29 protein-coding genes are annotated in these 22,095 nt (G+C 64.4%); 7 read left to right on the forward strand and 22 right to left on the reverse strand.

Annotation, left to right across the window (positions count from 1 at the left end):
• Positions 1-25 precede the first annotated feature (25 nt).
• Positions 26-667 carry a TetR/AcrR family transcriptional regulator C-terminal domain-containing protein gene (locus LX13_RS19355; protein WP_308214768.1) on the reverse strand — a complete coding sequence of 214 codons (642 nt, stop codon included), beginning with the start codon at positions 665-667 and terminating at the stop codon, positions 26-28.
• A 242-nt stretch (positions 668-909) separates the two neighbouring features.
• Between LX13_RS19355 and LX13_RS19360 the strand changes: the two genes are divergently transcribed.
• Both LX13_RS19360 and LX13_RS19365 read left to right on the forward strand, forming a co-directional pair.
• A complete protein-coding gene (locus LX13_RS19360; RefSeq protein ID WP_253662969.1) occupies positions 910-1,368 on the forward strand; it encodes a PNPOx family protein in 459 nt (152 codons plus the stop codon).
• Positions 1,369-1,540: 172 nt separating this feature from the next.
• Positions 1,541-1,870, forward strand: coding sequence for a hypothetical protein (locus tag LX13_RS19365; protein ID WP_253662970.1), 330 nt, complete (start codon positions 1,541-1,543; stop codon positions 1,868-1,870).
• 184 nt (positions 1,871-2,054) lie between these two features.
• Here LX13_RS19365 and LX13_RS19370 read toward each other — a convergent pair whose 3' ends face one another.
• The 14 genes from LX13_RS19370 to LX13_RS19435 all read right to left on the reverse strand — a co-directional run bounded on the left by LX13_RS19370 (position 2,055) and on the right by LX13_RS19435 (position 11,223).
• Positions 2,055-3,008 carry a hypothetical protein gene (locus tag LX13_RS19370; protein WP_253662971.1) on the reverse strand — a complete coding sequence of 318 codons (954 nt, stop codon included), beginning with the start codon at positions 3,006-3,008 and terminating at the stop codon, positions 2,055-2,057.
• 307 nt (positions 3,009-3,315) lie between these two features.
• Complete coding sequence (locus LX13_RS19375) at positions 3,316-3,555, reverse strand: hypothetical protein (protein ID WP_253662972.1); 240 nt, start codon at positions 3,553-3,555, stop codon at positions 3,316-3,318.
• Positions 3,556-4,550: 995 nt separating this feature from the next.
• Positions 4,551-4,919, reverse strand: a complete 369-nt coding sequence (locus LX13_RS19380) for a DUF6188 family protein (RefSeq protein ID WP_253662973.1) — start codon at positions 4,917-4,919, stop codon at positions 4,551-4,553.
• A complete protein-coding gene (locus tag LX13_RS19385) occupies positions 4,919-6,982 on the reverse strand; it encodes a hypothetical protein (RefSeq protein ID WP_253662974.1) in 2,064 nt (687 codons plus the stop codon). The genes LX13_RS19380 and LX13_RS19385 overlap by 1 nt, the downstream gene beginning before the upstream one ends.
• Before the next feature lie 83 nt (positions 6,983-7,065).
• On the reverse strand, positions 7,066-7,407 hold the full coding sequence (locus LX13_RS19390; protein ID WP_253662975.1) for a hypothetical protein: 342 nt from the start codon (positions 7,405-7,407) through the stop codon (positions 7,066-7,068).
• A gap of 30 nt (positions 7,408-7,437) precedes the next feature.
• Positions 7,438-7,851, reverse strand: a complete 414-nt coding sequence (locus tag LX13_RS19395) for a hypothetical protein (RefSeq protein ID WP_253662976.1) — start codon at positions 7,849-7,851, stop codon at positions 7,438-7,440.
• A 29-nt stretch (positions 7,852-7,880) separates the two neighbouring features.
• On the reverse strand, positions 7,881-8,168 hold the full coding sequence (locus LX13_RS19400) for a hypothetical protein (RefSeq protein WP_253662977.1): 288 nt from the start codon (positions 8,166-8,168) through the stop codon (positions 7,881-7,883).
• Between the two features lie 38 nt (positions 8,169-8,206).
• Positions 8,207-8,623, reverse strand: a complete 417-nt coding sequence (locus LX13_RS19405; RefSeq protein ID WP_253662978.1) for a hypothetical protein — start codon at positions 8,621-8,623, stop codon at positions 8,207-8,209.
• Positions 8,624-8,652: 29 nt separating this feature from the next.
• Positions 8,653-9,300, reverse strand: a complete 648-nt coding sequence (locus tag LX13_RS19410) for an MspA family porin (RefSeq protein WP_253662979.1) — start codon at positions 9,298-9,300, stop codon at positions 8,653-8,655.
• Positions 9,297-9,599: a hypothetical protein gene (locus LX13_RS19415; RefSeq protein WP_253662980.1), complete on the reverse strand. Its 303-nt coding sequence runs from the start codon at positions 9,597-9,599 to the stop codon at positions 9,297-9,299. The genes LX13_RS19410 and LX13_RS19415 overlap by 4 nt, the downstream gene beginning before the upstream one ends.
• Positions 9,596-10,009 (reverse strand): hypothetical protein, encoded by a 414-nt coding sequence (locus LX13_RS19420; RefSeq protein ID WP_253662981.1) that lies wholly within the window; start codon positions 10,007-10,009, stop codon positions 9,596-9,598. The genes LX13_RS19415 and LX13_RS19420 overlap by 4 nt, the downstream gene beginning before the upstream one ends.
• A 57-nt stretch (positions 10,010-10,066) precedes the next feature.
• Entirely contained in the window at positions 10,067-10,342 is a 276-nt protein-coding gene (locus LX13_RS19425) for a hypothetical protein (RefSeq protein ID WP_253662982.1), read from the reverse strand.
• Positions 10,343-10,603: 261 nt separating this feature from the next.
• Positions 10,604-10,903: a hypothetical protein gene (locus LX13_RS19430; protein ID WP_253662983.1), complete on the reverse strand. Its 300-nt coding sequence runs from the start codon at positions 10,901-10,903 to the stop codon at positions 10,604-10,606.
• Positions 10,904-10,908: 5 nt separating this feature from the next.
• Entirely contained in the window at positions 10,909-11,223 is a 315-nt protein-coding gene (locus tag LX13_RS19435; protein ID WP_253662984.1) for a hypothetical protein, read from the reverse strand.
• Between the two features lie 166 nt (positions 11,224-11,389).
• Between LX13_RS19435 and LX13_RS19440 the strand changes: the two genes are divergently transcribed.
• The 3 genes from LX13_RS19440 to LX13_RS19450 all read left to right on the forward strand — a co-directional run bounded on the left by LX13_RS19440 (position 11,390) and on the right by LX13_RS19450 (position 12,863).
• Positions 11,390-11,893 carry a hypothetical protein gene (locus tag LX13_RS19440; protein ID WP_253662985.1) on the forward strand — a complete coding sequence of 168 codons (504 nt, stop codon included), beginning with the start codon at positions 11,390-11,392 and terminating at the stop codon, positions 11,891-11,893.
• Positions 11,893-12,531 (forward strand): hypothetical protein, encoded by a 639-nt coding sequence (locus tag LX13_RS19445; protein ID WP_253662986.1) that lies wholly within the window; start codon positions 11,893-11,895, stop codon positions 12,529-12,531. The genes LX13_RS19440 and LX13_RS19445 overlap by 1 nt, the downstream gene beginning before the upstream one ends.
• 83 nt (positions 12,532-12,614) lie before the next feature.
• The gene (locus LX13_RS19450) at positions 12,615-12,863 is read left to right on the forward strand and encodes a hypothetical protein (RefSeq protein ID WP_253662987.1); all 249 of its coding nucleotides are present in this window, start codon (positions 12,615-12,617) and stop codon (positions 12,861-12,863) included.
• 328 nt (positions 12,864-13,191) lie between these two features.
• Here LX13_RS19450 and LX13_RS23605 read toward each other — a convergent pair whose 3' ends face one another.
• The 4 genes from LX13_RS23605 to LX13_RS19465 all read right to left on the reverse strand — a co-directional run bounded on the left by LX13_RS23605 (position 13,192) and on the right by LX13_RS19465 (position 19,476).
• Positions 13,192-14,061 carry an alpha/beta fold hydrolase gene (locus LX13_RS23605; protein ID WP_372499966.1) on the reverse strand — a complete coding sequence of 290 codons (870 nt, stop codon included), beginning with the start codon at positions 14,059-14,061 and terminating at the stop codon, positions 13,192-13,194.
• A gap of 38 nt (positions 14,062-14,099) precedes the next feature.
• On the reverse strand, positions 14,100-17,036 hold the full coding sequence (locus LX13_RS19455; protein ID WP_253662988.1) for an MMPL family transporter: 2,937 nt from the start codon (positions 17,034-17,036) through the stop codon (positions 14,100-14,102).
• Between the two features lie 207 nt (positions 17,037-17,243).
• Complete coding sequence (locus LX13_RS19460) at positions 17,244-17,972, reverse strand: hypothetical protein (protein ID WP_253662989.1); 729 nt, start codon at positions 17,970-17,972, stop codon at positions 17,244-17,246.
• A gap of 247 nt (positions 17,973-18,219) precedes the next feature.
• A complete protein-coding gene (locus LX13_RS19465) occupies positions 18,220-19,476 on the reverse strand; it encodes an MCE family protein (protein ID WP_253662990.1) in 1,257 nt (418 codons plus the stop codon).
• Between the two features lie 146 nt (positions 19,477-19,622).
• Between LX13_RS19465 and LX13_RS19470 the strand changes: the two genes are divergently transcribed.
• Positions 19,623-20,078: a hypothetical protein gene (locus LX13_RS19470; RefSeq protein ID WP_253662991.1), complete on the forward strand. Its 456-nt coding sequence runs from the start codon at positions 19,623-19,625 to the stop codon at positions 20,076-20,078.
• A complete protein-coding gene (locus tag LX13_RS19475) occupies positions 20,075-20,791 on the forward strand; it encodes a TetR/AcrR family transcriptional regulator (RefSeq protein WP_253662992.1) in 717 nt (238 codons plus the stop codon). The genes LX13_RS19470 and LX13_RS19475 overlap by 4 nt, the downstream gene beginning before the upstream one ends.
• Positions 20,792-20,824: 33 nt before the next feature.
• On the opposite strand, the gene LX13_RS19480 is transcribed toward LX13_RS19475, so the two are convergent.
• The 3 genes from LX13_RS19480 to LX13_RS19490 all read right to left on the reverse strand — a co-directional run bounded on the left by LX13_RS19480 (position 20,825) and on the right by LX13_RS19490 (position 22,084).
• Positions 20,825-21,091 carry a hypothetical protein gene (locus tag LX13_RS19480; RefSeq protein ID WP_253662993.1) on the reverse strand — a complete coding sequence of 89 codons (267 nt, stop codon included), beginning with the start codon at positions 21,089-21,091 and terminating at the stop codon, positions 20,825-20,827.
• Between the two features lie 64 nt (positions 21,092-21,155).
• The gene (locus tag LX13_RS19485; protein ID WP_253662994.1) at positions 21,156-21,521 is read right to left on the reverse strand and encodes a P-II family nitrogen regulator; all 366 of its coding nucleotides are present in this window, start codon (positions 21,519-21,521) and stop codon (positions 21,156-21,158) included.
• On the reverse strand, positions 21,518-22,084 hold the full coding sequence (locus LX13_RS19490) for a DUF2382 domain-containing protein (RefSeq protein ID WP_253662995.1): 567 nt from the start codon (positions 22,082-22,084) through the stop codon (positions 21,518-21,520). Before LX13_RS19490 ends, LX13_RS19485 begins: the two co-directional genes overlap by 4 nt.
• Positions 22,085-22,095: the final 11 nt, after the last annotated feature.

Here is a 22,095-nt window from a genome sequence, read left to right on the forward strand (position 1 = left end):
CGCTTTTCGCCTGGTCGGTGCTCGACTACCGAGTAGCGTGCGCTTCGATACCGTCGAGAAGCCGTTCAAGGCCGAAAGCGAATGTCCCAATCGGATCGCCAGGTGCTTGGAACAGTTCGCCGACATGGGCCCCGACGCGCCCCGCAAGGGGAAAGTCGTCCTGCGGCATGACATCCGACAGAGCTGGTCCGACGATGTCCCACCACTGCGAGTCGCTGAGCGTTGATTCGGTCGGTGTCCGCCGGGCGTCGAGGGTCTCGCGCGCGTTGCCCACCGCGAAGGCGGTGAGTGTGGAGATGACGCGGTCGCTGCCGATGTCGGACAGTCCCGTGTCGACGAGTTGCTCGAGCTGTCGTTCGTAGCGTCGAAGTCGGTTCGGACCGGTGACCTGTCTCCAACTGGACGCCTCGAGTAGCCAGGGGTGGCGCATGAGTTCGTCACGAACCGACTCGGCTATCCACGTCAGACGTGCCCGAAATGGTTCACCGCTGTCAAATGGCTCATCCTCGGCCGCAACCGCGTCGACCATCAGCGCGACGAGGGCGTCCTTGCTCGGCACGTAGGTGTAGAAGCTCATCGGCTTCACGCCGAGGGACGCACTGACCGTTCGTACCGAGAGGCCGGCCAACCCATCGCGATCAGCCATCGCGACCGCGACTGCCACCACGTCGTCGACGCTGAGTCGTTGGCGCGGTCCGCGCCGGGTCTCCGCGGCTACGTGTGCGCGCCACAGCAGTCGAACGACAGCCCTCGCTTCGTCGTCGGCTGACATGTGTGCGCCTCTCTCGGTTCTGGAGCCGTTTTCAACTCCGTATGGCGTACAGTCTTTACTACTCCGTACACCGTACAGCTGTCGGGGTTTGAAACGTCGCAATCGTCGACCACCGCCAACGAACCAGGAGCCCGGACATGGCACCCACACCGACTTCGTCCGTCAGACCACCTCGATGGATCAAATCCCTCAACCGGCTTCTGCTCGCCATCCGTGCCGTCGGCGGGCTGCAGGAGTTGCCGGTGCTGCTCGTGGCGGGACGGCGTAGCGGTAAAACGCGCCGGACACCGTTGACCGTTGTGACCCTCGACGGTCACCGGTATCTACTCGAGGGGTTTCCCGGCGCGGACTGGGCGCGAAACGTGCGGGCAGCAGGCGGATCGGCCGACCTCGTGACCGGACGAGTCACGCAGCCAGTGCAACTCACCGAACTCGACGCCGAGTCGGCCGTGCCGGTGTTGCGCGCGTGGCCCGACAAGTCCGGAACGGATGGTCCGAAGATAATGATGAACGCAGGCGTCGTCGACGAGATCAGCCCGGATGCCTTCGCGGCCTTGGCCGGTCGCTGTGCGGTCTTTCGCCTCGACGACCGATGAGTGACGCTCCTTCAGCGATCTGTCGGCTGTAGTGGGGAGTTCTTGGTTCACAGCAACACCCCGCTCGAGACCTCGATGCGTTCGCCGGTCGCCCAGCGGAACTCGTGGGTACGGCCAACCGGTGAGTAGAACTACCGATTCGGCTCGTGCCGGTGCGGTCCATGGTGGACAGATGAGTGTTTCGCGCGTCGGCAAGGCCAGGGTGATGACCGGTGTACTGGTGTCATGCGTTGCGGCACTGTGGACGTGGGGTGCGAGCGTTGTTCTCGCCGTGGCGTTGTTCACCGCTGCGGACAGCCGGTGCAACGGTCAGCCACCTCGAGTCGACATGGACGGCGGCTGGCTGGTCATCGCAACCGTCTGCGTCTGGGCCGCACCGTTCCTTGCTGTTGCCGTCCGGCGCACGTCGGTGGCCTCGGTGATCGCATCCCTGATCACCATCGTGGTGGGGGTTGTCATCGTCGTCAACATGTTTCGGTCGCCCGGTACGTTCTGCTTCTAGGTTACGATCGGAGGTCCTAGTTGCAAGCTGGAGCTGCTATATCTTGTTGCTGCACAACGCTATACCGTATACTGAACGTGATCGGCTAGAACGGTTCGTAACGCGCGTGGCATCGCCCCAACCGCGAACCTGTGGTCAGCGGTGAAGCGAGATGCGCTTCAGCAGAATGCCCGGGTAGGTCGCGCTATTCGAGGCCAACCCCTGAGCGGACCAAGGCGATGATGTCATCGGACGCCTGGCGGTAGCCGATCAGGTCTCGGACCACTAGGCGACGACAACCGTCGGTCTCGACCTGCAGCTCGCCGCCACCTGATCCATCAGGCCTGTATAGGTCGAGGCTGACGATCTCGGAGGCGTCGACATCGCAGGGGCGCGCTGCCGGTGCCGCGATCACCTCGCGCATCAGCCGCGTGCTCGCGTCGCCGGACAATCTGGTGCGTCTGGTCAGGGCGGTATCGGCGTCGCCGGCTGACGACTTCGCTACGCGGTACGTGCAGGCGGTGAGGCCCATAACCTCCCGATCGGGCAACCGCAGAGTAGGGCGCTTCACCGGAGGTGACGCGGTGTCGGGTCCCGGGTCGGACGAGAGTGAGACATTGAATGATTGCGTGCACTGATTCGGAACCAAGTAGCCGAGGTCCTCTGCGCGGGTGCGGCCCGTTTCGACAAGCGCCTCGAGCGGACCGAGTGGATCGTCGCGATATCCGCAGATGACGCCGGGCCACGTCATGCGCACCGCGCCGGAGGGGGAGACGAGATACACCGCCGCAGGCGCTTCCACTCGGTACGCGCAGCTGTAGCTGGTGTTCTCGTCCGCCCGTTGCGACGGGCGGTTGACTGCGTCGGCGAATGCCCCGACATCGCCGCCGAGCGATACCGCGTCGACTGTCCCCGATGTACCGTCTCCCTGCGTCAGCTCACACAGCACGACGCTCGACGGCGTGAAGCCGGACGGTAGGGAACCCTCCTTTGGGATGTTGTCCCCGGAGTTGTTCTCGCCGTACTGCAGTAGATGAACGATGTCTGGCAGGGTGCAGTCCGCCAATGGGACAATGTCTGCAGCCGGGGGCCGGTACGACTCGGTCCCATCTGAAACCAAACTGCAACTGGTTGACACGATCATGAAGACCGTGGTCACCATCAACTGAGTGCGAACGGTGCGAGAGCGAGCTGTCGTCGACCCGGGGCCAGCGCGTTTGTTCACGCTTTCGATCGTTCCACCGATCGAAGATAGAATTTTCACCACCGGTGTGTCGAGTCGGGCTACTGTCACGCCATGTCTTATGAGAAAGGCGCATGACCGGCTCGATTCGTGGGCGTGATGCGTTCCGCCGGCAACGGTCTGATCCGTGCCCTGTTCAAGATTGTGCTTCAGTGCACACGCCCCTACACCGCGTGAAACATCGAGTTCGCCGTGTGTCGGAGTTGCCGCGCTGGAGGCTGTTTCAGTCATCGTCTTCGTTCCAGAAGCGGGAGACGAATCCGGTGAGGGCCTTCTTGTCATCGGGAGGCACGCCGTCCACATCGGCGAAGTAGTAGCAGGGGCTGGTGGCCTTGATCAGGACTGGAGCTTTCTCGGTCTTGAAGTCCACAATGAACACTCCGCTCTTGCCCGTCTGTCCATCCTCGGAGTCCCACTCCGTGTCTGTGCTCTTGACCCTGGCCTGCGCCAGTTCGGTGGGCATCGACCGACCGTTGAGCCACATCCTCGCGGAGTACTGGATGCCGTTGAGCGTGGGATGGAAAGAGAATCCCTTCTGCCGGGCAGTGCAGTCGCTCCATCGTTCCGTGGATTGCTCCTCGTCGATGTTTCTTTTCCGATGCGGGGAGGAGGCGGACGAAGTCCAGTGCCAGCGCCCGGCCGGCTTCACGAACAGAGGAGGCCTGCTCCTTGGTGAGCGGGGAGTGTTTGGACACTTTCTTGACGGAACCGGGTAGGGCCGAGGGGGATCCGGTGGAGCACTGTGTCACGGAAACAGCACCGATCACCAAAGCCAGCGCTACGGTCACCAGCTTCAGTGAGGACCTGTGCCGGGCTATCCATCTTCGGTTCTTCTCAGATCTGCGCATCGTCACTCCAGATGTCCACGCCGGTGCTCGATAGCAAAGAGTGTGTAAAAGACCTACCGAGTATGGAGTAGCGGACAGCAAGGCCGGCGGACCGACCTAGAAGACTCACATCCGCTGGCGGGGCCAGCCCGCGATAAACCCTGTGGCGCTTCCTCCCCCTTCTACGATGTCTCCATGACGACGCCGACGTGGGTGGAACTTGCTGGTCGCAATGCCGCCGCCGAAGCTGTGTCGATCACCGGATCGCTGGAGGTTACTGAGCCGCAATCGGACAGGGTGCAGTTCCGCTTCTCCCATGCACCGGGCAGTAAGTGGCGAATCGAGCATGCCGGTCAACCGGTGTATCTGGCGTCCGGGCGCACAGCGGTTATAGCCTGGACGTGCGTGCAAATCTGCATGCAGCCTGCGTGCAGATTGCTGCCGGGGCATGCAAGGTCTCGTAAGTGCGTTGCAGAGAGTCACAGCAACCCCTCGCGGCTATTTGTCACCTTGACGACCGCGTCAGGCGGGGGGAAAGATCGACGCTCGCCAACTGAGCTGGCGGTAGGAAAATTGCCACCGACCTTCGCCGACCGGTTAAGAGCTCATGTGCCGAAGAAGGACCGTAAAATCAACTCCATATCGCGATATCGCCGCTCGGCATACAAACGATCAAAGATCCACTCGGACCCGCGACTTGCCACGATTCGTATACCTCATCTGGCGCCACCGATATTTCACTTCCGTTGTCGAGCGAGATCGACAGTGAGCCGCTCTCGTCATACTGCGCGTCGGTGATCTTTGCGCCTTTGAAAATCGAAGACTCCAGCGAAAACTCGCCTGACGCGGAAGCAGCCACTGAAAACGGATTGGTGCCACCCTTCACCTCGAAGTTGTTCTCTATGGTTACGGTATGGCCATCGCTTGTCGATATTCTGACGCTGAACCCGTCAGATACATCAGTCACTACGCTGCCTATAATCGCAATTGCAGTTGTCATTACCATCCTTGAGGAAGTTTAAAGGTTCCATCCGGTTCGATTCGAAAGTGTGAATCAGGCTTTGAGCCGGGCTTGCCGAGTTCGTTCATTGGCTGTCCCTGATCATTATAGAAGCGGGCATACCCGTTTGGATACCGTTTTGTTGGCTGCATAATTCTTACCGAACCTGTATTTCCATTACCGTTGCCGACGTCTTTCTCTAGCTGGTAGATAACTCCCTTGCCGTTGTCGGCCTCTCTGCTGATGAATACCGGAGAAGTGTCTCCGTCGTTCGCCGTCCCCCGGCCGCCACGCGACGGCATCCCCGAACGGACTAGCGAAAGAATTAGACGTCCGCTCCTTACCAACCCGACCCCAGGCACAAGAGTGAGAACGGCGTCACTGACGTCGCTGCCCGCGATAGCCTTCCCGTCGTCCAGATGGACGTTTTGCGTAATCCCACCGTCCCGTCCGACTCGGGTGATATCCCCAGCGTTCGAAATATACGTCGTTGATCCATCTGAATTTCTGATGACGGTGATAGTTGTGTTGGGTGCGTCGATGTTGCGCCAGACTTGGCCGCCACCGAGACCGGTTTCCCCATCTCGTCGCCACGTCGCACCCGAATCGTCGCTGAATTGATCCGGACCGTCGGACACACTCTGACCCAGGTAGTTGTTTTTCAGCCAGTCGTCGTAGGTGAATCGCTGGTTGGGCTCTGGGGTAGCGCCCTGCAATGAGGAACGTGACGAGGGTTCTTGGGGTTGGTCACGAATTGGCGCAGTGAGTGCGTTCCGCAATCCAGTGTTGTCCCTGGGCGTCGTGGATGGCTCAGGTGTCTGCTGGGCGACGTCGGGTCCGCTGGCGGTGTCTTGGGCGGGTAGCCCGGAGTGTGTTCCGGCTTGGCTGTGGGGGTCGCCGCTGTAGTCGGGCTTGTTCGCTGGCGGCGGGGTCGCAGGCGGTGGCGGTGGTGGGTTGGCTTTGGGGGATTTGTTGAGTGGTGTGCCGGTGCCGGGTTGGTGGGCGGGATGGCCTTGGGCGGCAGCAGCTTGTTGCTGCTGGGCTTGTTTCAGCCTGGCGCTGGGGTCGGGTGGGTCGGCCAAAATCGGGTAGAGGGCGTTGGGTTCTGGGTCGATGTGTTGGACGAGGTTGCCGTTGTTGTCGACGGTGTACCAGGTTTTTTGCGGGTGTCCAAGGCTGTCGTATGCCCAGGGTTCGGCGATGGTGCCGACGGGTTGGCCATCTTTGTTGTAGATGGTGGCGGTGCCGTCGGGGTTGACCGACATGTGTCCGCCGGGTGGAACGTTTTCGTGGAAAACGTAGCTGCGGGGGCTGGTGGGGTCGTTGATCAACACGTATTGCGAGTTGCCGATCCGGGCGCGTTCGGATCCGCCGCCGGGTAACCAGGACCGCAACGCGGAGCCCACGGTGGGGTAGCCGTTGGCGGTGGCGGTGGCACGGTAGCGGCCGATCCCACCGGAGCGGGTGCTGGTGGCGCCGGCGACGATCGCAGCGGCACCGCCCAGGAGCCACAACATCTGGGTGGTCTGGTCCGAGGTGTTGTCGTCGGTGGTCGGGATTGACGCTTTCTGGGTGGGCGCGCTAGTTCCTGCCGGTGCTGGTGCCGGGGTGGTGGTCGGTGCAGTCGGCCGGGAGGAAGTGGAGGGCGGCGGCTGGGTGGCCTGCGGCGCGGGTTGTGCGGTCTGTTGCCCTGGTTGTGTTGGGCGTGCAGGTACCTGGGGTGTGGTGGGTGTGGCCGCCGGTGCTCGGGTGGTGCCGGGCGCGGCCGTGGGTGCGCCGGGTACCGGGACGATGGGGGTTCCATTGCCTATGCCGGGTCCGGGGCCGACGTCAATACCGACTTGCGGGCCACCCGAGGACTGCTGGCCAGGGTTGGTGGTGGTGGGTGCGGCTGGTGCGGTATGGGTGAAGGTGTTGGTGGGTACTGAGATACAGGGGTAGCCGGGGCCGAACCGCGCTCGCATCGCGTCACACAACGCGTCGGCGTGTGCGGGTGCGGCTGTGGCGGCAATGATGAACCACGCCAGTGCGAGGGTGGTGATGGTCGCGAGGACCGCGGCCATGACACGCACCGTGTACCGCACGCCCGAGGCAGGGCGATGGCCGGTTCGCGGGTGGGGTTTTTCGGGTGTGGCCGGGTGGGTCATCAGCGCCCGCCGATGACGCGGTTGAGGGCGGCGTCGATCCCCATCCAGAACCAGCGTCCGGCGATCGACATGACGAGGAAGAAGCACAGGAACACGATGGTGGTGCCGTGGTCGCGGGTCCATTGCGGGACTTTCGATCCCAAAGCCCATGCGCACACCACCAGCACGATGGTCCCGATGATGAAGCTGACCCACCGCCACACCACGGGCCACGACACTCCACCAGCACTGTCACCACTGCGCGCGGCGTCGGCTCGGGGGAGGTCGGTGGTGGCGAACTGCTCGGTCGGGGTGTCGTCGAGGGGGGTTCGTCGTGGTGAGGAGGCGGTGGGTGTGGTCATCGACGTGTCCTAAGTGGGCTGGGGGAGGGGTCAGTTTTTCCAGTACTCGACTACGCGGAGTACGGCGTTGGGGTCGGTCGGGTCGATGAACAGCCCGATGCGCCCGGTGGGGTGCGCGGCGGTTTCTGCCACGAGTTTTTGTACGCGCACGTTGACGTAGACGCCGGCCCGGCCGGGGATGCGGTGTGGGGTGGAGTTGTAGCGGGAGTCGGGGCGGACGTAGACCCCGATGTGTTGGGTGATTCCGGAGGAGTCGAGGTAAGACGCCAGTCCGCTGCGGGCCGCGGCGACGGTCTCGGCGTGGGTCAACCACACGTTGACCCCGGTCGAGGTCGGCACGTACTGCGCCGCCGATGCCGGGGCAGCAGCACCGAGTGCTCCGCCGACCGCGATTGAGGCGGTGATGGCGGTGGTAGCGGCGACGGTCTTCAAACGGGACACCATGAAAATCTCCTCAAGCAAGCGGGCAGTGGCTAGTGGTTGTAGCCGGGGAATGTGGTGGGGGTGCAGTTGGCGGGATACACCGGTGCGGTTCTGTGGGGGAACACGATTGCGACCGACGGGTATCCGATGCCGTTGGGGCAGGTGTAGGTGCCGAACCCGATACCAACGGTGTCGCCGGTGTTGGTGCAGCGCGCTCCGGCGCAGCTGATCTGCGGGCCCGGACTTGCCGTGGCCGGGCCTCCCGCGGTGAGGGCGGCTGCGGCTGCGGCTGCGGTAGCTGCCAGTCCTGCGCCGATGCGTCGTGTTGTCGAAGCCATGGTGTGGTCTTCCTTGAGCTGTGTTGTGCGGGTGGGTCTTAGCGCCAGTACTGGGCGATGACGACGGGGAGGTTGGGTCGTGCTGGGGTGATGTTGATTCCGATGCGTCCGTCGGGGTGGTTGGCAGTTTCGGTGACGACTTGCTGGTAGCGGGTGTCGACGAATAGGCCGGGGCGACCGGGGATGGTGTGGCGGGTGGAGATGTAGCGGGAGTCGTTGCGTAAGTAGACCGCGACCCGGTTGGAGATGCCGGAAGCCTGGAGGTAATTGGCGAGGCCGCTGTGGGCTGCGGCGACGGTTTCGGTGTGGGTGAGCCACACCTGGACCCCGCCGGTGGGGGTGGAGTGCACGTCGGCGGCTGCGGCGGTTCCGGCGCCGGTTGTGAGGGCGGCTGTGCCCAGACCCGCGGCGATGAGCGCTGCGGCGGTGGTGGTTCGAATTCGTTGAACGATCACGGTGGTTGTCTCCTTGGGATCCTCTATTCCTAGAGGTGGTGGCGTTGGCCGTAGACGTTGACGGTGTCGTCGTTGAGGGGGGTGGAGATGGCGACGTTGACATAGGAGCGCAGGGTGACCGGTCCGAGGCAGCCGTCGATTTTGATGTGCACTCCGGTCGCGGTGATGGCGCCGCGGTCGGCGGCCAGCTTTTTGGATCCGAGTGGGATGTCGGTGATGGTGCCGGGTTTGAGCGTCGAGGAGATGCTGGGTTGAATGCTGGCACCGACGCCGAGCGCGGGCGGATAGGAGATGTTGAGGGTGGCGTTGGGTCCGCCGGCGATGCCGACGGTCGCCCCGGAGGTGACGTCGGTGTTGCAGCCGATTTGGAAACCGCCAGTCACGGTGCCCGAGTTGATCGGCGACGATCCTGCCCCGGTGATGGTGCCCGCCGACCGAAGAGACAGGAACCCTTCGCGGGTCCACGGGGAGGCGTTGAGCGGTGGCACCGAGCGGATGTTCTCGCGGGACTTCGTGGCGGTAACCCGCCATCCGTCGTCAGTGGTGCGGGTGACCGAGCGGTCGGCGAAGGTGTCCGGCTGCGCCTTCAGTGCGGGGGCGGCGTGGGCGGTGGCGGTACCGGCGGCCACCGCGCACAACAAGGCCGCGTCCGCGGTCATTGGTCGGGTGAGCGTCATGATCGGTCTCCGTGTTCGGCTGTGTCTGGTGATGCGATGGGTTGCGCTGCAGCGGGCGTGAGGTGGTCAGTGTCGACGAACACCAGGCGGTCGTCGGCGGTCAGGACGGCCCAGCGGCGCGCGGGGGCGGCGATGGTGGTGTCGTTGACCTCGACACCATGGGCAGTGAAGTCGCCGAAGTCGTCGACGATCCGGCCACTGATGTGTCGATCGGTCCCGGGGTAGGCGACGACCCCCTCACCGACTTGGGGAGTCCACGGCGCGGTTTCGTCGCCATCGTTCTGGTCTGTGGTGCTCACCAGGTCTGCTCGACCCACAGCGGATGGCCCGGGGTGCTCGGTGTGTAGCCCAGGGCGACGCGACCGCCGGGGTGGGCGGCTGCTTCGGCGACGAGTTGTTGGCCGGTGATGTTGTTCCAGACGCGGCGCTTGTCGGGGCGGTAGTACCAGCGGTTGGCGTAGCGGGAGTCCGATTCGAGGGTGACTGACCAGTGATCGTCACCCAGGACCGCGTTGATGACGTTGCCGGCACCGATCTGGGCGGCGGTGACGGTCTCGGCGTGGGTGAGGTAGACGACGGTGGTGCGGGAGTGGTTGAGCGAGTAGACGTCAGCGGCGTTCGCTGCGGCGGGGGTGGTGATGGCCGCGGCGGTGATGGCGAGTGCGGCCGCCGCGACGGCACTTACCCCGGATGTGTTGGTGCCTGTCATGGGTAGCTCCTTCTGCCGAACGCGTTGTCCCGGCGATGTATTGGCTTGTGGGTTGGGTCAGGCGACGCGCGGGGTGTCTTCGGGGCGTGGGAATACGGTCATCCGCTGGATGTAGGCATGGAGTTGTGCGAGCTCGACGGCTGAGAAGTCGAGGTGATCGAGAGCCGTGGAGTGGGTGGCGGCGCGGCGGCGTATGCGCATCGGTCGGTTCCTTTCCGGGGTGTCGTGACCTTGTGTGCCGCGGTGGCTGGGTGCGAGGTCGAGGATGAGTGCGGCCAGTAGCGCGCCGGCGCAGATCATGGCGAGTCCGGCGATCATCATGGGATCGCTCATCCGAGACCCCCACAGCTCGATCACCGCCGGTACTCCGCTTTTTGTGGGGCTGCTCCCCGCGGCGCGCGTAGCTGCGATGGATCGCCGACCATCGCCACTCGACGCTCGCAGGGAGCAGCGAAGCCGACGGCCACCGTGGACACGGTCGGGCGATGTGAGAGATCGCCCATCCATCTGCTCGGGTGGCTCGCCGACCGACTGAGGACGCCTGGCAGCGGGATTCTGCGGCGGCCGTTGGGCGGCGGGGCCTGGCAATGGTGCTCATTGGGGTTGCCATTCCTTCGACACGATCCAGATCGCGGGTGGGTCGATGAGGGTCCACGCCGCCAGGACCGCGTGGTGCCAGTCGCTGCTGGTGGCGAAATCGGCTCGCGCCGGGATGCGGACACTGCTGCCCGGCCAGTGCTGCGCAAACCGCGTTGTCATCAGATCGACGACGGCGCGGTGGGCGCCTGACTCGTCGGCGTAGACGCCGTGAATGTGGCGACCCTCGGGCGGGCTGTCGACTTCGACGATCCAGACGGTCGCAGAATCGATCTGCGACGGTGGCGTGCTGTTCATCGCGGTCACCACTCGAACGGCCAGGAATGCAACGGCCGTTTCAGGTGCAGGAGCCCGTCGATGAGTGGTTGATACTCGCCCAAATCGAGCCCGGCAGGATCGATGCCGGCGACGGACTCGGTGAACCCGACGGTCATCGACACCAGGAGCACTCCGGCGTCCTGGAGCTCGAAGATCACCGCTAGTGCGGCGTCGGCGGCGGCGGCGCGGGCGCGTGTCACACGGGAGCAGACACCGCTCACGGCAACGACCTCAGTGGGGTTGGCCGCACTGAATGCCGCGACGCTCCACCGCACCATCGTCGAAGGGATATCCGCCATGACTGATCTCCACGGTGAGTTGGGATGGGGAGGCCCCGTCTCGGCCACGCATGGGGTCAGGGGTGCGGGGCGAGCGAGACGGGGCCAGACTGGGGCCGTTCGGACCTATGTCCAGGTTTGTCAGCCCCACCAGCAGACCGGTTATCAGTGCTGTCACGCAACGACCGTGGCCAAGGCGTTCACCACCAGCGCGTCGACGATGTCGTGGCCGGTGCTCGAAGCAGTGGGGTCGGCGGTCGACGCCGACCCCGCACTGATCCGACGGCTGTGGACGCGCGACGGCGTCCCGACAGCCCCAGCGGCGCCGAGCATGCCCCGCTCTGTGCTCCCCACCCGAGGGCCAACGACGACGTTGGTTGTGTGGTGTGGGCTGCTTCTCACCGGCGGCGTGGCCATCGCAGTCATGCAGGCCGTCGACCGGAATGTCGCGCACACCACGTTTGTCACCGACCTCGTTCAGACCGGCTTTGCCGCGGTGGCGACAGCGGCGTTCGGCTGGCGCGCCTGGCAGTTCCGGGCCACAGGAGACCGCCGCTCGACCGTGTTTTTCACGGCGCTCGCCGGTGGGACACTGGCTTGGACTGCGGGCCAGGTGGCATGGTTCGCGCCCGCAACATCCGCAACCAGCCCATTCCGACCGGGCATCTCCACGACATCGGCTATCTGTTGATGCCCGTCGGATTTGGCGTTGCGTTGTGGATGCGGGGCGGTGACTACGGACTGACGCTGGCCCACCGTCCGTGGCAACGCGCAATGACCCTCACCTGTCTGACTGCGGCGACCTACGCCGCAGTAGTTCTGCTGTTGACCTCGGCGGGCCTGCCCGCCAACGGCTTCATCCTCGTAGCCGCGCTCTACCCGACGGGCGACGTGACGCTGGCGTTGATGGCCCTGTCCCCGCTGATCTGCGGGTACCGCGTCGTCGGATCAGTCGTACTCGCGACGGCACTGCTGGGCGCCGCGGCCTCCGACATCGGCTACCTCATGATGAAAGCGAACCCCGAGACCGAGTTGATGCCGGCCGCAGCCGCTCTCGGATACATCGCCTTCACCATCATCTTGGCCATCTACGCCTTCATCGCCCAGCGACTACCTCCGCGCCCACGTCCGATCCTGCGATGGGAGAGTGTGACGCTGACCTCAGTGCATGAGAGTTTCGCTGCTGGATGCGCCGTGCTCGCAGTGGTGTTCGGGTTGTGTCTCCTTCACGCAGATCGTGGTTCCGCCGTCGGCATCGTTGGCACCTGCGTCATCGTCGTCACGGTTACAGCGCTGGCCGCTCGAGTGGCCTTAGGTCGGTCCCGATAGCGGTCCCTCGCGCCCACATGAAAGATGTTGAGTCGCAACATTCATTGCGCGCATGATCGTTAGCAAGGGCATAAACTCTGGTCGTGCGTCCGCCAACAGCCACTCCCACCGAAATCGAACAGGCGCAACTGGATCAATTCCTTTGTTGCATACGTCGGCGGGTGGCCACGCTGCGCCACGCGATCGACTCCTACAACGACTTCATCGTCGGGCGGCCGGCATGGCAGACGGCCGCAGCCCGCGAACAAGTACGTATCTACCAGCGCGAGGTGGGTCGCTTGTTCGCCATCCTCGACAACCTCGCGCACGCGTATCCCCAGGCGAGCCCCTGACTCCGGAGACCAGCGGCGGCGTCTCGGGGGCCGTCAGCACCCAGATGACCTGTGACCGTCAGTGTCTCCAGCATCGGCCCGGGGCGCCGCTCGTTGCGGTGGAATGTGGCTCTGCGATCGCGACGCCCGATGTGCAACCTGGTCAGACCATGCGATGCCCGAACTGTGGGCGATGGATTGTCCTGCCGATCGTTCCGGTTCGGTCAAATAAACCCGAGTCGAAGTATCTCCAACGCAATTACCTTCACGTCACCGCGATATCGTTGCGGTGGCCAGGCCTCTGTGTGTGGGAGCAGCGCGTACGACCACTGAGAGCGGGCGGGCAGGGCTACAGCGTCGCACGCCGTAGGTGTGTGATGATCGGGCTCGCGAGGCGGTCGGGAGCGAGGTCGGGTATCCAATGATTGACGCCGGGAATTGTCAGGGACGTGTACGTTCCGCGCGCATGTCGGCGTGAGTACTGGTAGGCCGCGGACGCGACGAATGGGTCCTTTTGTCCCCGTATCTCGAGAACGGGGACGTGCGTGGTCGCCCGCCAACCAGGACCGGACAGGGCTAGCCCGCGGTACCAATTGAGCCCGCCTGTCCGCATCGCCGATTGCAACAGCCGGGCGGCATCACGATTGGCATGGGGGTACTTCTGTCCGCCACGACGAAGAAGGTTCTCTACTCGAACGGGATCTGCGAGCAGGTGTTCGGGGAACACGGGGAGCTGAAACAACGCCATGTGCACCAGAGCGGCGACGTGTCGAGGATTACTGATCACGTCGCGGTATAGCGCTGCCGGATGGGGGGATGACACCGAGGTGAAGCTCTGGAGAAGGTCGGGATGGCCGGTGGCGGTGGCCCATCCCACGGTCCCGCCGAGGTCGTGGCCGACGAGGTGGACTGGTCCGCGATCGATTGCGTCGATGATGTGTGCGATGTCGTCGACGAGGACGGAGAGGCGATAGTCCCACCGCCACCGCGGTTGTGCGGTCGCGGTGACACCCCGCAAGGTAGGTGTGTAGGTCCGAAAGCCGGCGGCGTTGAGGCATCGAGCTGTCGGAGCCCAGCACCGGTGGTCCTGTGGCCACCCGTGCAGCAGGACCACCGGTGGGCCCGCGAGCGGACCCTGATCAACGATCGGAAGCTCCAGGCTGCCTCGGCGTGTGCAGCCGATACGATCAGTGGTGTCGGCTGTCGTGTGTCGTGTCATCGTCTTCTACCAATCAATGTCATCGGTCTTCCGGCTGATCACGATGGCGTCTCGACGGATGCCGGTTTGTGGTGGGCCGGCCACCACACGCGTTCGCCGATGAGATGCATGACGGTGGGCACCAGGATTGTTCGTATGACGGCGACATCGAGGAGCAGACCGATGCCGATGGTGAATCCGGTTTGCAGCAGGAACATCACTGATCCCGACATCAACGCGAACATGGTGATCGCGAAGACGATGCCGGCTGTGGTGATGACACTGCCGGTGGTGCCGAACGCGCGAATGATGCTGCGGGTCATGCCGGTATCGGGGTCTTCCCGTATTCGCGAGGCGAAAAGCATGCTGTAGTCGGCGCCGACCGCAACAAGGACCATGAACGCCACCGGTAGGACTGACCAGTGCAGTTCGATGCCGATGAGGTGTTGCCAGACCAGGACGCTTATTCCCACGGCGCTGGCGAACGAGAGTGCGACTGCACCCACCAGGAGCAGCGGCGCCAACAGGCTGCGGAGCAGGAACACCAGGATGAGGAAGACGGCGAGTATCGCGACGATCGCGAACAGGATGAAGTCTTTTTCGACCTGGTCGAAGATGTTGGCTGTGACAGAGGCGATTCCGGTTGATTCGACCTCGGCGCCATCAAGCACTGTTCCTTCAAGTGCTGCTCGTGCGCTGGCGGAGACGTCGCCGACGGAGTCGATGATGCGGTTGCCGTAGGGGTTTGACGATGCCATGACCAGCATGCGTGCCACATGTCCATCTGAGGAGATGAGCAGTCGTGACCCGGCGACGAATCGGTTGTCGGTGAGTGCCTGGGGCGGAAGGTAGAAGCCTGCCCCGGGCCCGGTGGTGGTCTGTGAGCTGAGAGTGCGGAGGTACTTTGCTGCGTCGTCGAGGCCGGCGGCGAGTTGGTCGGTCAGTGAGACTGTCTGGTCGGTGCCGTTTTTGGCTTGGGTCAGTCCTTCGGCGATCTGGCCGATTCCGTTGCTCAGTGCGTCGACTCCGGTGGTGAGTCGGGTGAGGTCGGCGCGGATCTGTTCGGGTGAGCGACCGTCGAGTGAGGAGACGAGTGCGGTGATCTGGGTGAGGCCGGCGCGCAGGTCGGGAAGGAGCTTATTGACCGTGGCAAGCATGTCGGGTGTGATGGCCTGGGTGGCCTGAGCGGCGGCGAAGGCCTGGCGCAGCGCACCATGTGTCGCCGCATCGAGGGCGGTGAATGCTTGTTTGGCGGGCAGGCAGCCCGGGGGACACGCTGCGCCCGGAGCGGCGAGCGGCGCGAGAGCGTCGACCAGCCGATCGAACGCCACACGCGATGGCTGCAGCGTCGTCACGAGTTGCGTGAGGGTTCCGGTCAGGTTCTGGAGACGGTCGAGTGTTGCGGTGAGGTTGTTGCCGTCGGTGCCGGCGGCGTGGGCGATACGGGTTGCGGTGGGCAGCAGATCGAGTAGCGAACCGGCGATGGCCGCAACTTGTTTGGTGCCGTCGACCAGCGCGGGCAGTTGGTCACGTGCGGTGACCGCGCCGGCGCGGAGTTGGGTGACCCCGGCGGCCAGGCGTGCCAGTTCCGGTCGTGCGGCGTCGATGCGGTGATGTGCGTCTGCGAGCCGCTCCCCGATGACCCCGGTTTGATACCCGATGGCCGATTCTGGCAGCGGGTGCCCGTCGGGGCGAGTGATGGAGCGTACGTAGGCCACCGTGGGCAGCTGCGACACAGCGGCCGCGGCGACCTCGAGGGCAGCGAGGTCGTTGGTGTTGCGCATGTCGTGATCGGTTCTGATCACCAGGTACTCGGGCAGGATCTCGTTGGCGGGGAAATGCCGGGCGACCTCGTCGTATCCTCGCGTGGAGTCCGAGGCGCGTAGTTGCATGGCGTGGTCATCGCCGTTGGGTCGCAGGGTCACAGCGATCGCGGCAAGTGCGAGTAGCACGATCACCGACAGCGCGGCGAGCGGTATCGACCGCCGAATGATCCTGGTTCCGAGGCGGTGCCATTGGTGTTGGCGTGAGGGCCGGGGTTCGATGAGGGTGCGTCTGCCCAGTATCGAGGTCAATGCGGGTGTGAAGGTCAGGGATACCGCCAGGGTGATGAGCAGCGCCACCGCTATGGGTGGTCCGGAGGTTGTGAACAGGCCGATCTTGGCGAAGACGAGTGCGCCCGCGGAGAGGGCGACCGTCAGGGCCGATGCCACCAGGACGTGTGCGGTGCGGTTGCTGCCGGTGATGACGGCGGTGATGGGGTCGAGTCCGCGGCGGCGGGCTTCGTGGAATCCGGCTAGCTGGAAGATCGCGTAGTCGGTGGCTGCGCCGAGTACCAGGGCGGTCATGAGGGTGACGGTGAGACTCGAGATGGGCAGCACACCGTGCTGGCCGAGCAACGACACCACGGCGCGGGCCACGGCCAGCGAGATGCCGATGGTCAGCAACGGGATCATCGCGGCGAATAGCGAGCGGTAGGTAAGAAGGAGTAGTGCGGTGATCAGGACCACCGAGATCGCGGTGATGATCAGCATGGAGGTGTCGGTGCTGGAGAATTCGTCGGCCACGGTCGGGGCGGCGCCGGAGAAGTGGGCCTGGAGGCCAGGGGGTTTGGAGATGGAGGCGATGGCGTCTCGGACGACACTGGTGACGTGGTGGGCCTTGGCGGTGCCGACGTCACCCTGGCCGGCGACGGTGAGGGTCACGGCCTTCTTGTCGGGGCTGATGGCGAAGTCGCGGGTGGCGGGGTTCCCGTACATGTCGAGGACGTAGGCGACGTTGTCCTTGTCGGCGAGGAGCTTGGCTACCAACTCGCTGTAGTACCGCGATTCGGGGGCTCCGATTTCGTGGGTGCTGCTGATCACGACGGCGCCTACCGCTGTCGAGACCGGGGCGTTGAAGTCGCGAGACATCTCACGTAGCGCCTGCGTCGCGGGCAGGTCGGCGGGGATGATGGCGGCTGATTTGTCGGCTGCGGATTGTTCGAGCTGCGGCACAACGATGTTGAGACCACCGGCAATGACGATCCAGGCAATCAGAACCCACCACGAATGGCGTGCAGCAATACTGGCTGCCCACCGTAGCGGCGAGGTCCTCATCTGGTGTCGAGCCATGGGTTTGCCTTTCGTGGTGCTACAGGGACAGCGTGGTGGGGAATGGCGGTGGTTCTCGGCTGCGTTGTGGTGGTCCGACTGCGGTGCGTTCTAGATCGACGGGCCGTCGAGTGTCACGACGAAGGTCGATGTCATGGTCGTGAGGTCGCGACCGAAGGAGGTGGACGTGGTGGGTGTCAGCGGTTCGACGATCAGCGATACCGCGACGTAGCGGGCGGCGGTCTTGACGACCACGACACGCATGGTCGCGGTGCGTCTCGGAATGGAGCCGCGGGCGGGTTTAGTGACGGTGAGCAGCTCGGCAGGCAGCCCGCATACCGGGTCGGCGACCGCGACCAGGTCGATTCCACCCGCCGCTACGATCGCGCGATTGTGCGTGCGCAGTGCATCCTCGGCCGTGTCTACATCTGCTGGAATGCGGTTGACGGTCACCATGGCGCTGGCGTCACCGCGCGGCGCGACCTCGGCGAACATGACCAGTTCTGGGGCCGGTCGAGGCGTCCGCTTCCAGCCGGGTGGCCGCGCAACCGCCACCGACAAGCGCGCGATCGGTGTCGCCACCGACACCATCGATACGCCGGGAACGCCGGGGAGGCAGATCAATCCGTCAATAGTCTGCGGCGACGGGTCTCGGCTGGAGGTAATTCTGGTTGCCGACGTGTCGGCGCCCGGTGGCCCGGCGCCGAGGTGATTGGTGCACGCGGCGGTGCACATTGTCCACGCCATCAGCCCGCTGATCGCAGTCAGGCGCCGCGCACCGACGCCGACGCCGGGGCTTGATGTGCGGCGGCGGTGCGTCCTCGCCGCGGTGCGCGCCATCAGGTGCCGTGTCATGGAGTCGTCGGACGATCGTGGGTGGATCGGCCGGCGTGGGTTCGTGGTGACGTCGTGGGCCGTGAGACCTTTGGCGCAGCGGTCGTTCTGATCGGCGCGAGAGATCGAGGCGCCCACCAGCAACGCCGACGGGACCGACAAGACCAGCCACGCCGCGGCGGCGGCCACATACATCGCGGAGGTCATTGCACACCTGCAGACGTACCAAAATCGTCATACCGGACGTCGCACCTCATGCGGGGCCCACGCCCAACAGGGCGGCGATCTGCGCGGCGAGCGGGGTGAGGTTGAGCTTGTCGGGGTCCTTCTTGGGTCTGTTGTCCCAGGGCTGGGTGGTGGCGGGGTCGGCGTATTTGGCGTTCTGGGCGCCGCGAACGACTGTCGGGTTGCCCTGCGCGAGTGTGCAGTTGGCTTTGGTGTTAAACGGGAAGTCGTCGTAGTCGATGTCGAAGTTGGGGTTTCTTTTTTTGATGGCGTCGATCTCGGCCTGGGTGCTCTCGTAGCCGACGGTGCACGGGGTTGGGTTGTTGGTCTCGGCGATGAGGTTGAACCTGATGGTCCCGTCGCCTCCGGGAGCGTTGATGATGGTGTAGCTGGCAGCCGAGACCGCGGAGAGCATCGCCAGTGCTGGTGAGATCGTGATGAAGGTCGGCTTGATGTTGCGTACGTCGGTGGCGAGGTTGCGGACGACGGTCGTTGCGTCGCCGCCGCTGCGTGTCAGTAGGGCTGAGATCTGGGTGGCCGACGCGGTGCCGGTGGTCAGCAGTCGACGGATCGAGGGATCGCTGCTTGCGAGTTGGGTGGTGATCAGGTCGAGGTTCTTCGACCAGTCTCCGATGGCGTCGGACCGGTCGGCCTGGGTGCCCAGGACAGTGTTGGCGTTGCGGAGCAGCGAGATGGTCGCCGGTAGGTTGTCGTTGCCGGTCGTGGCCAGGTTCGACAGCGAATCGACAAGGCCCTGCAGGTTTTCGCCATTGCCGTTGAACGCCTTGCCCAGTTCGGTGACCACGGTGTGTAAGTCGTCGATGGGTACCGAGTCCGACAACCGGACCGCGCTGGTCAGCACGTCCTGCACCGGGACCGGAATCGACGTGTCGGAGATGACGGAGCCGTCGTGCAGGTAGGGGCCGCCCACACGCAAGGGGCGCAGATCGACGAACTGCTCACCGATCGCCGAACGGTTGGCCACGACCGCCTCGACCGCGGCAGGGATGCGCGGGCCGTCCGAATCGAGTACGAGGTCAACCCGAACCCCATGATCGCGCAGAGACAGTCGGCCGACACGTCCCACGGGTACACCTTGATACGTCACTTCGGCGTTGGTGAAGATCCCACCCGAGTCACGAAAGTCGGCGTGCACGAGCAAGTCTCCGCTGCCGACAACGTGATCGAGGTGGACGTAGCGGATGCCCACGATCGTCAGCGCGATCACCCCGAGCACGACCAAGGCGAAAAGCTGCACGATTTGTATGCGGTTCACCTGATTCATCGCTGACGCTCCTTTGGCTGTTCGTTCTCGCCCTCAAACGGCTCCTGTGGCGGTTGCGGCGAAGACCGTGGCGGAATGCTAACCATTATGGGACGATAAGACAACAAACGTCTGACTGTCTCACGTAAGCGCGATGGAGGTAACCAATGTCTGCGCCCCACGAACATCGGTGGTTGCGACCCAAGCCGATTCACCACACCTGGACCGCGCAGTCCGGCAGCACCCAGCGGCTGACCGCGGCGACAGCCGCAGCGGGCTCCCGGCTCGCGGCGGCCGGCGTCGTGCTCGGCGTCGTGGGCGCCACCACCGCAGCGTCGTTGATCATCGGGGTGGACCACTATCCGTGGTCCGTGGCGGCGGCAGGGGCATTCTCACTGGTCACCGCGGCCACAGTCGGTTTGCAAGCACGCCGCGATATCGCGCCGCGAAGCTATCCCGGCGCCCAGTGGGCTGCCGGGGCCGGCAGCGACTCGTTGGTAGTGTCCATTCCCGTCGCCACGGTGATTGCCGACCACGCCGCACTACGCCACGTCAGACTCCTCCACCGACTGTGCGAGCGCATCGATACGACTGCCGGCCACTTCGTGGAACTGCGCCGGTGAAGGCGGCCCGCCGAATTCTCACGCACAGTAATCTTGGCCCGTGCATGGGCAAAGGCGGCGGTGTGTCAGGCCGGCGTGACGGTTTCCTCGTCGGCTTCGCCAACGGTGCCGGTGGTGCCGCCCTCGACGACCCGGAGGCGACACGCATCGCCGAAGCCGCCATCGACGCGGTCGCCGTACTGGGCTGGAGCCGGTTGACCATGAGCGACGTGGCACGTCGAGCAAAGGTCGGGCGTGCAACGCTGTATCGCTACTTCGCCGGCAAAGACGAATTACGCAACGCGATCCTGCAGTATGAGATGCGCCGCTTCATCGACGGCTCCACGGCCGCACGAGCTCCTGCGACGTCGATCGACGAGGCGCTCACGGCGGGGTTCACCTTCACCCTCCAGTTCCTGCGCAACAACACATTGTTGGACCGGATGAGACACACCGATCGAGACATTCTCCTCGACGCGATCTGCGATGACGAACTCATCGCCACCGCCCGCGAATTCTCGGCACAACTGTGGAAGCTGCAGCTCTATCCATCTAAAGAACCCTCCGACGCAGAGATGGCCCACCTACGCACCGTCAGCGAGATCACCACCCGTCTGAGCCTGTCGCTGATAGTCAATCCCGACAGCATCGTTGATTTCGACGATCCAACCAACGTGCGTTCCTTCGCCCACCGCTACCTCGCCCCGCTGGTCACCGCCGTCCCGGATTTCTGACTGCAGGTGACGCGGAGTTCACTGACACACCAGTCACGTGGGGCCTGCCTCGGCATCTGGTGGGGTGGATACCGGCGGCGTCGCGAGCACGGAGTGCCGAGTTGCGTTGCGTCGCACAGTTTCTCTGTTGACGCCGGCGAACTTTTCGATCTGTGACGGGGTGAGTCCCGCGTTGAGGCAGGCGACGATGGTGTTGCGGTAGGTGCGTTCGAGGGCCTCACGATCGGCGACGATGTTGTAGAGCGTGTCGATGTGTTCCTGTTGGCGGACTGTGGGTCTGGGAGTCGGTTCGGGTGGCATGGTCTCAGCCTTCGGGGGTGAGGTCGGCGTGGGCTGCGGGTGCAATCTGGGCGCGAAGTGCTTGTCACGGTGCCAAGTTCGTAGATTCTCCCTGGATCGATCCGGGGCGTGGGAGTTTGTCGATGGTGACCATCAGATCCACTGGGTGTACCCACACCTTTCCGTCGCCGATGGTGCCGGTTCGGACCTCGGCGACAACCAGTTCGACGATCCGGTCGGCGTCGTTGTTGGTGCAAACGATGTCTATCCGTAGTTTGGGGACGAAGTCGATGGCGTATAGAGCGCCGCGGTAGACCTCGGTGTGCCCTTTTTGGCGTCCGTAACCCTCTGCTCGCGTCACCGACATGTCCAGATCGGGGAACTCCTCATCAAATACCGCCTCGATATCGGTGACAGCAGAGGGGCGTATCACTGCGACAATGTGTTTCACGACTGACGTCCAGCGCCCGGCTCGCCGTCGGGGTTACCGATCGGGGCGACCGAGGTGTCGATGAGTTCGGCGCGCACGGTCCCGGTGACGGTCTCGGTGCCCGTCACGGTGGTGACTGCCAGGCGGACGGTCTCAATCGGCACCCACCGCCGGGTGACCTCGATGCCCTCGGCGAACAACACCACGGTGTCAGACGTCGACCCTGCCACCGGGTGGTCCGTGGTGCTGGGCGCCCGCACCCGTTCGACGGTGGTATCGGGTGGTCTGCCGTAGACCAGGCGCACCTCCTCGCGGACGACGTCGACGGTGATGGTTCGCTGCTCTGTCACCAAGAACTTTTCCAGTCGCGCGGTCGCGACAGCGACGCGTTCGGTGGTGGCTGCAAGCTCCTCACGCGAGGCGATCAGACTCACCTCGTCGACCACCGTTGGTGGGGCTGACGGTGCAGGTGCTGGGTCAGGATCACTCAACGGTCCATGTCCTCTGATCGGCGAATTGGTGTGCGACAGCCACGCGTCCGTCGATGCCCTGTCCACCGCGAACGCCTTGGGTGGACAGGGCATCGAGGGTCGTC

This window comes from Williamsia maris (genome assembly GCF_024171815.1).
Lineage (GTDB): Bacteria > Actinomycetota > Actinomycetes > Mycobacteriales > Mycobacteriaceae > Williamsia_A > Williamsia_A maris.